The organism is Salmonella sp. SAL4457 (assembly GCF_046548235.1).
In the GTDB taxonomy this organism is placed as follows: domain Bacteria; phylum Pseudomonadota; class Gammaproteobacteria; order Enterobacterales; family Enterobacteriaceae; genus Salmonella; species Salmonella enterica.
This window is the reverse complement of the sequence record NZ_JBGDZO010000004.1, coordinates 189,726-203,001: the sequence shown is the minus strand read 5'-3', so window position 1 is coordinate 203,001 and position 13,276 is coordinate 189,726. Positions and strand designations below refer to the sequence as shown.

Genomic DNA, 13,276 nt, shown 5'->3' with positions numbered 1-13,276 from the left:
AGGCCCTCTGAAATTGTTAACTGGTAGCTAAGCCACAAAATGGCGCATATTGTAACCCTAAATACCCCATTGCGAGAAGATTGGTTAGCGCAACTTGCCGATGTTGTGACCAATCCCGACGAACTGCTGCATCTTTTACAGATTGAAGCTGATGAAAACCTCCGGGCAGGACAGGACGCCAGGCGCTTGTTTGCCCTCCGCGTGCCGCGCGCTTTTATTGCGCGCATGGAGAAGGGCAACCCTGACGATCCTCTTTTACGTCAAGTGCTGACGTCCCGGGATGAATTTATTGTCGCCCCCGGTTTCTCCACCGACCCGCTGGAAGAGCAACACAGCGTGGTGCCAGGATTATTGCATAAATACCAAAACCGGGCGCTATTGCTGGTAAAAGGCGGATGTGCGGTAAATTGCCGCTACTGTTTCCGTCGTCACTTCCCATATGCGGAGAATCAAGGCAATAAGCGCAACTGGACAGTCGCGCTGGAGTATATCGCCGCACACCCGGAACTGGATGAGATCATCTTTTCCGGCGGCGATCCGCTGATGGCGAAAGATCATGAGCTGGACTGGCTGCTCACGCAACTGGAAGCCATTAAACACGTCAAGCGGCTACGCATCCACAGTCGGTTGCCTATCGTCATCCCGGCACGCATTACTGACGAACTGGTCGCCCGCTTTGACCAGTCACGTCTGCACATTTTGTTGGTGAACCATATCAACCACGCTAATGAAGTGGACGAGGCGTTCTGCCTGGCGATGAAGAAACTGCGCCACGTGGGCGTCACGCTTCTCAACCAGAGCGTCCTGCTGCGTGGCGTGAATGATAACGCGCGAACGCTGGCGAATCTGAGCAACGCGCTATTTGACGCCGGCGTGATGCCCTATTACCTGCATGTGCTGGATAAAGTGCAGGGCGCCGCGCATTTTATGGTCACCGATGACGAAGCCCGGCAAATCATGCGCGAACTGCTCACGCTGGTATCCGGCTATATGGTGCCAAGACTGGCGCGTGAAATCGGCGGCGAACCGAGCAAAACACCGCTGGATTTACAGCTTCGGCAGTGCTAATCCTCGCGGGTGCGTCAGGGACGACGAAAAATATTACCGCGCAATATCATGAGGAGATTCCCCCCCGCGATTCTCCTCACCCTCTGGCGACGATAAACTAACCTTCGTTAAATACACCTTTCCGATACTCTCTTTTCAATAAAGTCCGTTTTAGGACTCGCTTAGCGTGTACTGCATTTTCGAATTATACTGGTTCTCCTTTTTATAGGACGGCATAAACAATTTATATATCAAATACATTTCAGTAAAACATTTAATTATTTTATATTTGTGGAGAATTGACATGGCCTTAACGATTAAGGGACTAAATACCGGCGTTATTCGTCACAATGATAAGTTTATCGCGCTGGCGCTTAAGGTGAAGTCACTGAGAAATAAAGAAACACTGCTTTTCTTTCCTGTGCTCGCGCTGCGAGACTTGTTGATCGGCCTTGAACACCGGCTTTATTTACAACACTCGCTGCCGGAACAAGAGCAGGAAAAACGCCAGAAAGCCAAAAGCAGTCATGTGCTTAAAATGCATGAGAATATTCCGGCAATACTCCGTGAAGAGCTGGAAAACGCCGATGTTAATCAGCGTGTTGAATCTTTAGCGTTGAGCGATAATACAGAAAAAGTATTAACCTTTACGTTAAAGCTGCACAATGGTAGCCATCTTGATTTACAGGTCGGTGAGTGGCAGGTTGAAGTTCTGGTGATGGCTATTATTCACGCCATTAATAATGCCGAAATGCGTGAGCTCGCATTGCGTATTTCTTCAATGCTGGACTTTTTACCATTATACGATGCTGACTGCCTGGAAAACGGTAATATCGAATTCGATACCTATAACCAGCCTGACTGGAAACATAATCTGTATAACCATTATTTAGCGCTCGTTTATCGTTATACGGATGAGGCAGGACAATCGCATGATTGCGGCACCATCATTAAGACCCGTAGTCAGTCAGGCTCTAAAGAAGCTGAAGCGATATCACGCCGCTTGCTGAATTTCAGCCCGCGTCTTAAAAAGCTGGAAGGAAAACCGTGTAAGGTTTTTGTCAGAACGCTTGGAACCGGTAAAGCAGCGCGTCTGACGCAAGATCAATGTATGCGCGCGTTGCATAATCTACGCATGGCGTCATCGCAGGAAAAACGCTAACCATATCGCCCTCTGAATCTTTCAGAGGGCGTTACGATTCAGACATATCAGTTCGGACATTTATAAACCTGGCCGTTCATCTCGCTGGCCGTCGGGACAAAACTGGACAACATGCCCTGTGACGGACTACTTACGCCATACAGCACGTTTCCACCCATCGCGGCTGCCTGATTACGCAGATCGTTCGCTGCGCCACGCATTGAGCCACCCTCTTCGCCGTGCTGGCCTGAAAACCAGTTACTCTGTTTACCAGTTGCCGTACCAATAAGCTGGCATTCCGCGCCTGGCTTATCTTCGACAAAGCGTACATTTTGGCCGGCAGCGGTGAGTTCGTTGCTGGAGCTACAACCCGCCATCAGCAGCGCAGCGCCAACGATCCCTGCTAAATATTTCACGTGCATGTTATTCCCCATAATCAATGAGCTGGACGTTTTGTCCGTATCTGAATCTTATACTAAAAAGATGACTAAAAGAAAAACCCCCGGTCATTTCTGCCCGGGGGTTTCTCAATTCTGGGAGATAAACATCCAAATCATTCTGGTTGCAGGAAGGCGGCCAGTTTGTTAATCCCCAGTCACTTACTCAAGTAAGTGACTGGGGTTAGCCAACGCATCTGCAGCCTGAAGGATGCAGGGTGTGGGCAATTACATCATGCCGCCCATACCACCCATCCCCCCCATGCCGCCAGCAGCGCCTAAATCAGGAGCATCGCTTTTCGGCAGGTCGGTCACCATGCACTCGGTAGTGATCATCAGACCAGCCACAGAAGCCGCGTACTGCAGCGCAGAACGGGTAACTTTGGTTGGGTCCAGGATACCCATATCGATCATGTTGCCGTATTCTTCAGTTGCTGCGTTGTAACCGTAGTTACCGTCGCCGCCTTTAACGGTGTTAGCGACAACAGACGGCTCTTCGCCGCAGTTCAGCACGATCTGACGCAGCGGAGCTTCCATTGCGCGCAGCGCAACTTTGATACCCACGTTCTGGTCTTCGTTCTGGCCTTTCAGGTCAGCAATTTTAGAAGCAACGCGGATCAGCGCAACGCCACCACCAGCAACCACGCCTTCTTCTACCGCAGCACGGGTCGCGTGCAGGGCATCTTCAACGCGGGCTTTCTTCTCTTTCATTTCAACTTCGGTCGCAGCGCCAACTTTGATTACCGCAACGCCGCCTGCCAGTTTCGCTACGCGCTCCTGCAGTTTTTCACGATCGTAGTCGGAGGTCGCTTCTTCAATCTGCTGACGGATCTGAGCAACACGGCCCTGGATGGCAGCTTCTTCACCCACGCCATCAATGATGGTGGTGGTGTCTTTGTTGATCACAACACGTTTCGCCTGACCCAGGTCTTCCAGGGTTGCTTTTTCCAGCTCCATACCGATCTCTTCAGAGATTACGGTACCGCCAGTCAGGGTAGCGATATCCTGCAGCATCGCCTTACGACGATCGCCGAAGCCCGGTGCTTTAACCGCAGCCACTTTCACGATGCCACGCATGGTGTTCACTACCAGGGTAGCCAGCGCTTCGCCTTCAACATCTTCAGCGATGATCAGCAGCGGTTTGCCTGCTTTTGCAACGGCTTCCAGAACCGGCAGCATTTCGCGGATGTTGGAGATTTTCTTATCAGCCAGCAGGATGAACGGGCTTTCCAGCTCTACTGCGCCAGTTTCCGGCTTGTTGATGAAGTAAGGAGACAGGTAGCCGCGGTCAAACTGCATACCTTCAACCACGTCCAGTTCGTCCTGCAGACCGGTACCGTCTTCAACGGTGATGACGCCTTCTTTACCGACTTTATCCATTGCTTCCGCGATCAGTTTACCTACGGTTTCGTCGGAGTTAGCGGAGATAGTACCTACCTGAGCAATCGCTTTAGAGTCGGAGCACGGTACGGACAGGGCTTTCAGCTCTTCAACCGCCGCAGCAACCGCTTTGTCGATACCACGTTTCAGGTCCATCGGGTTCATGCCCGCAGCAACGGCTTTCAGGCCTTCGGTAATGATGGACTGCGCCAGTACGGTCGCGGTGGTGGTGCCGTCGCCTGCAGCATCGTTCGCTTTAGAGGCAACTTCTTTCACCATCTGCGCGCCCATGTTTTCAAACTTGTCTTCCAGTTCGATTTCACGCGCTACGGAAACACCATCTTTAGTGATAGTCGGCGCACCGAAAGATTTATCCAGAACCACGTTACGGCCTTTCGGACCGAGGGTTACTTTCACTGCATCTGCCAGTACGTTTACGCCGCGCAGCATTTTCACACGAGCGTCGTTACCGAATTTTACGTCTTTAGCTGCCATTTTCTCTTTCCCTTAAATTCGTATGTTCAGTGTCGTTCGCGGATTACGCTTCAACAATTGCCAGAATGTCGCTTTCAGACATGATCAACACTTCTTCATTGTCGATCTTTTCAGATTTCACACCGTAGCCATCGTTAAAAATAACGATGTCGCCAACTTTCACGTCCAGCGGCTGTACAGTACCGTTGTCCAGGATGCGACCCTTACCGACAGCGATGATTTCGCCACGAGTTGATTTACCCGCTGCGGAACCGGTCAGTACGATGCCGCCAGCAGATTTAGACTCAACTTCTTTACGTTTGACGATCACACGATCATGTAACGGACGAATACTCATTGATAGCTCTCCTTTGAGAAAGTCATTATCAGTTATGGGTGACGCCGGCCCGTAAACGGTTTCCCGGCTGGTGACCAGAGAGATGGGGATGGGGTTTTGCCCCTTCAAGGGGGGAGATGAAAAAAAATTCTTCTGAGCGAAAAAAGCGGTAAAAACGCTACTTATCTCACGTTTACCCAAGGTTTAGAACATCCTGCTATAAGAAAAGGCGTGTGTGATACGCTTAAAAATGTCTGTCGTCACCTGACGTTACAATGCCGCCGGATAATGAGCTGATGAATGAACTAAAAAAAGAGCTTGGGTTGGTTCAGGGCGTTATCTTGTTAACCACATCATTATTAGGGACTGGCGTTTTTGCGCTTCCGGAGCTGGCTGCGCTGGCGGCAGGCGACATCAGCCTTTGGGCATGGCCGCTGCTCATTATTTTGATTTTCCCTATTGCGATTGTCTTTGCTGTGCTGGGGCGTCACTTTCCACACGCTGGCGGCGTAGCGCATTTTGTCGGGATGGCATTTGGCCCGCGTCTGCAACGAGTGATCAGTTGGCTGTTTTTATCAGTCATTCCTGTTAGTTTTCCCGCAGCCTTGCATATTGCGGTGGGTTTCGGCCAGGCGCTGTTTGGCTGGCAAAGCGAACAGCTCTTATTTGGGGAGCTGGGTACTCTAGGTTTACTATGGTTTATGGGATCGCGCGGCGCCAGCTCCAGCGCCAACCTGCAAGCCATTATCGCTGGATTAATTATCGCGCTTATTGCCGCCATTCTGTGGAAAGGCGCGATTAAACCTGCAGATATCACCTTCCCAGCCGCAAACGAAATCACCTTTTCCCGGCTGTGTACCGCCCTGGCGATCATGTTCTGGGGATTTGTGGGAATTGAGGCTTTTACGCATTTGTCGTCTGAATTTAAAAATCCTGAACGTGATTTTCCGCGCGCATTGATCATTGGCCTGATGCTGGCCGGCTCCATTTATTGGACCTGTACCGCCGTGGTGCTGCATTTTGGCGTCTATAGCGACAAGATAGCGGCAACAGCATCGCTACCGCTTATTATTGTTCATCTCTTCGGTATCCAGGCGTTGTGGATAGCCTGCATTATTGGTTATCTCACCTGCTTTGCCAGCCTGAATGTGTATGCTCAGAGTTTTGCGCGTCTGATATGGACGCAAATGCAATATCAGCCCGATCACTATCTGGCTCAACTCTCTCCCGGGCGCCTTCCCTTGCACGCGTTAAACGTTATTCTGGCCTGTTGTTGCGTGAGTTCCCTGGTCGTCTACGCCCTGAAGATTAACCTCAATGCGCTGATCGTCTATGCTAACGGTATTTTTATTATGCTCTATCTGCTTTGTATGCTGGCGGGCTGTCGACTATTGAAAGGGCGCTGCTATGCACTGGCGGTGACGGGTTGTCTACTGTGCCTGTTATTGCTGGTAATGCTGGGGTGGAAAAGCTTATATGCCATTATCATGCTGGCAGCATTATGGCTGTTTTTACCGAAGCGAAAACGCATGGCGTAAGACGTATCTGTTGGCCGGATAACGCCTCACGCGACTTATCCGGCCAGCATCTCTACCTTTAATCCCGACGATCGTCTTTATGTTCAATACGATCGCGATCGTCATCTTTACGCTGATACTCGCCGTCAAATGTTTCGCCACCGCCAGTACCCGCGCTAAACCCGCCGCCCGGCATCCGGGAAAAACGTAAATGCGGCAGCAACTTCAGCGTCAAATGTTTTTGCACTGGCGGTAACAAAAGGAGAAGGCCGAGAAAATCGGTGAAAAATCCCGGCAACAGGAGCAGTAAGCCAGCGATGATCAGCGATACACTCTTAATCATTTCTGCCGCCGGGCTCTCACCGGCCGCCATTTTTTGTTGCATCAGCAAAAAGTTTTTAAAACCCTGGTTACGTACCAGCGACATACCGATAACAGACGTAAAAATCACCAGGATTAACGTCATCAGGACGCCAAGCACATGGGCGACCTGGATAAAGATAGAAATCTCAATGTAAACATAGAGAAAGACAGCTAAAAAGGGTATCCAGCGCAAAGGACTCTCCTGTAAGTCATGGCCGTCTGCGACGACCATTTGAATGGGGTTGCGATTCGCATCGATTCGATATGGTGGTGCGTAGCAAAATTTCAAGTGGTTTGTACACCTATTTTAGGTAGTAATACTAAAGCGGTGACCTATTTCACAAAATAATAAATAAGGGGTAAATTCCCACACTTTAAGTGATCCAGATTACGGTAGGAATTCTGAACCAGCATATGATCTCGTTTATCAGGCCGATGGAGGGGATAATCGTCGGTCAGAAAACATTCGAAATCACATATATCCTGTGTGTTTTAAAGTAAAAATCATTGGCAGCTTGAAAAAGAAGGTTCACATGTCAAACAACATTCGTATCGAAGAAGATCTGTTGGGTACCAGGGAAGTTCCAGCTGAAGCCTACTATGGTGTTCACACTCTGAGAGCGATTGAAAACTTCTACATTAGCAATAACAAAATCAGCGACATCCCTGAATTTGTGCGTGGCATGGTTATGGTAAAAAAAGCGGCGGCGCTGGCCAACAAAGAGCTGCAAACCATTCCTAAGAGTGTGGCGAACGCCATCATTGCCGCATGTGATGAAGTCCTTAACAACGGTAAGTGCATGGACCAGTTCCCGGTAGATGTCTATCAGGGCGGCGCGGGCACTTCCGTCAACATGAATACCAACGAAGTGCTGGCCAACATCGGGCTGGAACTGATGGGTCATCAGAAAGGTGAATATCAGTACCTGAACCCGAACGACCACGTGAATAAATGTCAATCCACTAACGATGCCTATCCGACAGGCTTCCGTGTAGCGGTTTACGCCTCTATCGTCAAACTGATCGATGCCATCAACCAGTTGCGTGAAGGTTTCGAACGTAAAGCGGTTGAATTCCAGGACATCCTGAAAATGGGTCGTACCCAGTTGCAGGACGCCGTACCGATGACGCTTGGTCAAGAATTCCGTGCGTTCAGCATCCTGCTGAAAGAAGAAGTGAAAAGCATCGAGCGTACTGCTGAGCTGCTGCTGGAAGTCAACCTTGGCGCAACGGCAATCGGTACTGGTCTGAACACGCCGAAAGAATACTCTCCGCTGGCGGTGAAAAAACTGGCTGAAGTCACTGGTTTCGCCTGTGTTCCGGCTGAAGATCTGATTGAGGCGACATCTGACTGTGGCGCATATGTTATGGTTCACAGCGCGCTGAAACGTCTGGCAGTGAAGATGTCCAAAATCTGTAACGACCTGCGCTTGCTCTCTTCTGGTCCTCGTGCCGGCCTGAACGAGATCAACCTGCCGGAACTGCAGGCGGGCTCTTCCATCATGCCAGCCAAAGTGAACCCGGTAGTACCGGAAGTCGTAAACCAGGTATGCTTTAAAGTCATCGGTAACGACACCACCGTTACGATGGCGGCGGAAGCCGGTCAGTTGCAGTTGAACGTTATGGAGCCGGTTATCGGTCAGGCGATGTTCGAATCCATCCACATTCTGAGCAACGCGTGCTACAACCTGCTGGAAAAATGCGTTAACGGCATTACCGCGAATAAAGAAGTGTGCGAAGGGTACGTTTATAACTCCATCGGTATCGTCACTTACCTCAACCCGTTCATCGGCCACCACAACGGCGACATCGTCGGTAAAATCTGTGCTGAAACCGGTAAGAGCGTACGTGAAGTTGTGCTGGAGCGCGGCCTGTTAACGGAAGCCGAGCTGGACGATATTTTCTCCGTACAGAACTTGATGCACCCGGCTTATAAAGCTAAACGTTATACTGATGAAAGCGAACAGTAATCGTACAGGGTAGTACCAAAAAGGCACGTCACGATGACGTGCCTTTTTTCTTACAAGAAGTTACCAAATAACAACAATTTAATATCAACTTGTTAAACAACAAGGAAGGCTAATATGATAGTTGTCGAACTTATCATTGTTTTGCTGGCAATCTTTTTGGGCGCCAGACTTGGGGGCATCGGTATTGGATTCGCAGGTGGGCTGGGTGTTCTGGTACTTGCCGCCATCGGCGTGAAGCCAGGGACAATTCCATTCGATGTCATTTCCATCATCATGGCGGTTATCGCCGCGATCTCTGCTATGCAGGTCGCGGGCGGTCTGGATTATTTGGTAAACCAGACGGAAAAACTGCTGCGTAAGAACCCGAAATACATCACTATCCTCGCACCGATTGTGACCTATTTCCTGACTATTTTTGCTGGTACCGGGAACATTTCCCTGGCAACGCTGCCGGTTATTGCTGAAGTCGCGAAGGAGCAGGGAATCAAACCTTGCCGTCCGCTCTCGACCGCCGTGGTATCCGCGCAGATTGCGATTACCGCCTCGCCGATTTCTGCGGCCGTGGTGTATATGTCTTCTGTTATGGAAGGTCATGGCATTAGCTACATTCACCTGCTGTCCGTGGTTATCCCCTCTACGCTGCTGGCGGTGCTGGTGATGTCCTTCCTGGTCACGATGCTGTTCAACTCCAAACTGTCGGACGACCCGATTTACCGCAAGCGTCTGGAAGAAGGGCTGATTGAACTGCGTGGTGAAAAGCAGATTGAAATCAAACCGATGGCAAAAAATTCCGTCTGGCTGTTCCTGTTGGGCGTTATTTGCGTGGTTGTTTATGCGATTGTCAACAGTCCGAGCCTCGGCCTGGTTGAGAAACCGCTGATGAACACCACCAACGCTATTTTGATCATCATGTTGAGCGTCGCAACGCTGACCACCATCCTGTGTAAAGTGGAAACTGACGCCATCCTCAACTCCAGTACCTTTAAAGCAGGGATGAGCGCCTGTATCTGTATTCTGGGCGTGGCGTGGCTGGGCGATACCTTCGTATCCGCTAACATCGACTGGATCAAAGACACTGCGGGTAGCGTCATCCAGGGTCATCCGTGGCTGCTGGCCGTCATCTTCTTCTTTGCTTCCGCGCTGCTCTACTCTCAGGCGGCAACGGCGAAAGCGCTGATGCCGATGGCGCTGGCGCTGAACGTCTCTCCGCTGACGGCAGTCGCTTCCTTCGCCGCCGTTTCCGGCCTGTTCATTTTGCCGACCTACCCGACTCTGGTTGCGGCGGTACAGATGGATGACACCGGTACAACCCGTATCGGTAAATTCGTCTTTAACCACCCGTTCTTCATCCCAGGCACCCTGGGCGTCGTTCTGGCTGTCTGCTTCGGCTTCCTGCTGGGCAGCTTTATGCTGTAAGTGTTTCACCCGCGGGGCGTATCACGCCCCGCATTCTCCCGCCCTTTGACTAACATCCTGCCCTCGTCCGTTGTATAGTGACCGTTCACTTGCGGGTCTTTTTGTTCTTTCGAGGTGTTTATGCTTGATGTTAAGAGTCAGGATATTTCCATCCCCGAGGCCGTTGTGGTGCTTTGTACCGCCCCGGATGAAGCTACCGCCCAGGATCTGGCCGCCAAAGTGCTGGCGGAAAAACTGGCCGCCTGCGCCACCCTCCTCCCCGGCGCGACATCGCTGTACTACTGGGAAGGCAAACTGGAGCAGGAGTATGAAGTTCAAATGATCTTAAAAACCACCGTTTCACATCAGCAAGCGCTTATCGACTGCCTGAAGTCTCATCACCCGTATCAAACGCCTGAACTTCTGGTTTTACCTGTTACTCACGGAGATACTGATTACCTCTCATGGCTCAACGCATCTTTACGCTGATCCTGCTGCTGTGCAGCACATCCGCCTTCGCCGGATTATTCGACGCGCCGGGTCGCTTGCAGTTCGTCCCTGCCGACCGGGCGTTTGTTTTTGATTTTCAGCAAAATCAACACGATCTTACCCTCTCCTGGCAGGTAAAAGAGGGTTACTACCTTTACCGTAAACAAATCAGTATCACGCCGACGAAAGCGGATATCGCCGCAGTCCAACTCCCGGCAGGCGTCTGGCATAAAGATGAGTTCTACGGAAAAAGCGAAATCTACCGTAAGCGGCTAAACGTTCCGGTAACGGTTAACCAGGCGGCGGCTGGCGCGACATTAACGATAACGTACCAGGGGTGCGCCGATGCGGGATTCTGTTATCCGCCGGAAACGAAAACGGTGCCGCTAAGTGAAGTCGCCGCGGCAATAGACGCCACGCCGACGCCTGCTGTCACCCAGACGAGTGAGACGTCAAAACCCGCCGCCCAGCTACCTTTTTCCGCGCTCTGGGCACTGCTGATCGGCATAGGCATCGCCTTTACGCCCTGCGTTTTACCCATGTATCCGCTGATTTCCGGTATTGTCCTGGGGGGAAGGCAACGTTTGTCGACGGGGCGCGCACTGCTGCTGGCCTTTATCTATGTACAAGGGATGGCGCTGACCTATACCGCACTGGGTCTGGTCGTCGCCGCAGCGGGATTACAGTTTCAGGCGGCGCTGCAGCACCCTTATGTGTTAATCGGCCTTGCCATCGTGTTCACCCCGCTTGCGTTGTCGATGTTTGGCCTGTTCACACTACAGCTCCCCTCCTCACTGCAAACCCGGCTGACATTAATGAGTAATCGTCAGCAAGGCGGCTCGCCCGGCGGTGTTTTTGTTATGGGGGCGATTGCCGGATTAATTTGCTCGCCCTGCACTACAGCGCCGTTAAGCGCGATTCTGCTTTATATCGCTCAGAGCGGCAACATGTGGCTGGGCGGCGGCACGCTGTATTTGTATGCATTAGGTATGGGTCTGCCGCTAATGCTGGTCACCGTGTTTGGCAACCGCCTGTTACCGAAAAGCGGCCCGTGGATGGCGCATGTTAAAACCGCTTTTGGTTTCGTGATCCTCGCGTTACCGGTCTTTTTACTGGAGCGGATTATTGGCGAGGCTTGGGGTTTACGTCTGTGGTCGCTGCTGGGCGTCGCTTTCTTTGGTTGGGCCTTTATCACCAGCCTTCAGGCCAGACGAGCGTGGATGCGTATCGTACAGATTATCCTGCTGGCGGCAGCGCTCATTAGCGTGCGGCCTCTACAGGATTGGGCGTTCGGATCGCCATCCGCGCAAGCTCCAGCGCACCTCAATTTCACGGCTATTTCTACCGTGGACGAACTCAATCAGGCGCTGGCGCAGGCCAAAGGCAAACCCGTTATGCTGGATTTCTACGCCGACTGGTGCGTGGCCTGTAAAGAGTTTGAAAAGTATACCTTCAGCGATCCGAGGGTCCAGCAGGCGCTCGGCGACACGGTGCTCTTGCAGGCTAACGTCACCGCTAACAATGCGCAGGACGCCGCGCTGTTAAAGCATCTGCAAGTCCTCGGGCTGCCCACCATTCTGTTCTTTAATGCCCAAGGCCAGGAACAGCCGCAATCGCGAGTCACCGGCTTTATGGACGCCGCCACCTTTAGCGCGCATTTGCACGATCGCCAACCGTGAGCGACACTTGCAAAAGCAAAGACGGAGGAGAATACCGTGCAACGTGAAGATATTCTGGGAGAAGCCCTGAAATTACTGGGGACGCAAGGGATAGCCGATACTACGCTGGAAATGGTGGCGGAGCGCGTAAATCGCCCACTCGACACATTACAGCGTTTCTGGCCAGATAAAGAAGCCATTTTATATGACGCGCTACGTTATCTGAGTCAGCAGGTAGATATCTGGCGACGCCAGCTTCTTCTTGATGAGTCGCTTTCTGCTGAACAAAAGCTACTGGCACGCTACAGCGCGCTTTCGGAATGTGTCAGTAATAACCGTTATCCTGGTTGCTTGTTCATTGCCGCCTGTACGTTTTATCCCGACCCAACCCATCCTATTCACCAACTGGCTAATCAACAAAAACGCGCGGCACATGATTTTACCCATGAGCTACTGACCACGCTGGAAATTGACGATCCGGCGATGGTTGCAAGGCAGATGGAGCTGGTGCTGGAAGGTTGTCTCAGCCGAATGCTGGTCAACCGCAGTCAGGCTGATGTAGATACCGCTCAGCGGTTGGCGGAAGATATTCTGCGTTTTGCACAGTGCCGTCAGGGTGGCGCGCTCACCTGACGGGTACTGATTTTATGCATTTTGCCTGAAAAGCAGGCAGTCAGCGCGCTTTTATCACTTTTTTCGTGTAAAGCCGTTGACGACCGCGCCCCTTTACGGTTTAATGCGCCCCGTTGCCCGGATAGCTCAGTCGGTAGAGCAGGGGATTGAAAATCCCCGTGTCCTTGGTTCGATTCCGAGTCCGGGCACCACTTATTCAGAAAACCCAGCCTATGGCTGGGTTTTTGCTTTTCTGGGAATGGAAATCCGTAGCCCCCATCTCTGGCCTGACTAGCTATAACGAGAAGGCCAGATTTTCTCTGGCGCAACGCCCAGCGCTTCGGCGATCAGCTTTTCCCCTTTGGGCCAGGGTCAAAAGCTTACTTAGCTACAGGGAGATTATTATCAGTAATAACGCGTATCACTCCATCTGACGGTTCGCTAGCCTCGACAAGT

At 51.5% G+C, this 13,276-nt stretch carries 12 protein-coding genes, 1 tRNA gene and 1 pseudogene; 9 read left to right on the top strand and 5 right to left on the bottom strand.

Features of this window, described 5'->3' with window-relative positions; translation table 11 throughout:
• The first annotated feature begins 39 nt into the window (after positions 1-39).
• Positions 40-1,068 (top strand): EF-P beta-lysylation protein EpmB, encoded by a 1,029-nt coding sequence (gene epmB, locus ACLJNW_RS14680; protein ID WP_023204817.1) that lies wholly within the window; start codon positions 40-42, stop codon positions 1,066-1,068.
• A 283-nt stretch (positions 1,069-1,351) separates the two neighbouring features.
• Positions 1,352-2,209: a YjeJ family protein gene (locus tag ACLJNW_RS14675; protein WP_001229227.1), complete on the top strand. Its 858-nt coding sequence runs from the start codon at positions 1,352-1,354 to the stop codon at positions 2,207-2,209.
• A gap of 47 nt (positions 2,210-2,256) precedes the next feature.
• Here the strand turns inward: ACLJNW_RS14675 and ACLJNW_RS14670 are convergent, their stop codons facing one another.
• From ACLJNW_RS14670 to ACLJNW_RS14660, 3 genes are all read right to left on the bottom strand, one after another.
• Positions 2,257-2,610, bottom strand: a complete 354-nt coding sequence (locus ACLJNW_RS14670; protein WP_000558210.1) for a DUF4156 domain-containing protein — start codon at positions 2,608-2,610, stop codon at positions 2,257-2,259.
• Positions 2,611-2,853: 243 nt separating this feature from the next.
• Complete coding sequence (gene groL / locus ACLJNW_RS14665) at positions 2,854-4,500, bottom strand: chaperonin GroEL (RefSeq protein WP_000729126.1); 1,647 nt, start codon at positions 4,498-4,500, stop codon at positions 2,854-2,856.
• Between the two features lie 43 nt (positions 4,501-4,543).
• A complete protein-coding gene (locus ACLJNW_RS14660; RefSeq protein WP_000027827.1) occupies positions 4,544-4,837 on the bottom strand; it encodes a co-chaperone GroES in 294 nt (97 codons plus the stop codon).
• 275 nt (positions 4,838-5,112) lie between these two features.
• On the opposite strand from ACLJNW_RS14660, the gene yjeH reads away from it, so the two are divergent.
• Positions 5,113-6,354 carry an L-methionine/branched-chain amino acid transporter gene (gene yjeH, locus ACLJNW_RS14655; protein ID WP_001670701.1) on the top strand — a complete coding sequence of 414 codons (1,242 nt, stop codon included), beginning with the start codon at positions 5,113-5,115 and terminating at the stop codon, positions 6,352-6,354.
• Positions 6,355-6,412: 58 nt separating this feature from the next.
• On the opposite strand, the gene ACLJNW_RS14650 is transcribed toward yjeH, so the two are convergent.
• Positions 6,413-6,889: an FxsA family protein gene (locus ACLJNW_RS14650; protein ID WP_001267291.1), complete on the bottom strand. Its 477-nt coding sequence runs from the start codon at positions 6,887-6,889 to the stop codon at positions 6,413-6,415.
• Positions 6,890-7,229: 340 nt separating this feature from the next.
• Between ACLJNW_RS14650 and aspA the strand changes: the two genes are divergently transcribed.
• From aspA to ACLJNW_RS14620, 6 genes are all read left to right on the top strand, one after another.
• Positions 7,230-8,666 (top strand): aspartate ammonia-lyase, encoded by a 1,437-nt coding sequence (gene aspA / locus ACLJNW_RS14645; RefSeq protein ID WP_000069440.1) that lies wholly within the window; start codon positions 7,230-7,232, stop codon positions 8,664-8,666.
• 114 nt (positions 8,667-8,780) lie between these two features.
• Positions 8,781-10,082 (top strand): anaerobic C4-dicarboxylate transporter DcuA, encoded by a 1,302-nt coding sequence (gene dcuA, locus ACLJNW_RS14640; RefSeq protein WP_000637595.1) that lies wholly within the window; start codon positions 8,781-8,783, stop codon positions 10,080-10,082.
• Positions 10,083-10,202: 120 nt separating this feature from the next.
• Positions 10,203-10,550 (top strand): divalent cation tolerance protein CutA, encoded by a 348-nt coding sequence (gene cutA / locus ACLJNW_RS14635; protein ID WP_000887832.1) that lies wholly within the window; start codon positions 10,203-10,205, stop codon positions 10,548-10,550.
• A complete protein-coding gene (locus ACLJNW_RS14630) occupies positions 10,526-12,229 on the top strand; it encodes a protein-disulfide reductase DsbD (RefSeq protein ID WP_024154456.1) in 1,704 nt (567 codons plus the stop codon). The genes cutA and ACLJNW_RS14630 overlap by 25 nt, the downstream gene beginning before the upstream one ends.
• Positions 12,230-12,265: 36 nt before the next feature.
• Positions 12,266-12,841 carry a transcriptional regulator gene (locus ACLJNW_RS14625; protein WP_024154457.1) on the top strand — a complete coding sequence of 192 codons (576 nt, stop codon included), beginning with the start codon at positions 12,266-12,268 and terminating at the stop codon, positions 12,839-12,841.
• A 115-nt stretch (positions 12,842-12,956) separates the two neighbouring features.
• Positions 12,957-13,032, top strand: a tRNA-Phe gene (locus ACLJNW_RS14620).
• A 79-nt stretch (positions 13,033-13,111) separates the two neighbouring features.
• Here ACLJNW_RS14620 and ACLJNW_RS14615 read toward each other — a convergent pair.
• Positions 13,112-13,189, bottom strand: a pseudogene (locus ACLJNW_RS14615) (helix-turn-helix domain-containing protein); the annotation flags it as partial.
• Positions 13,190-13,276 lie beyond the last annotated feature (87 nt).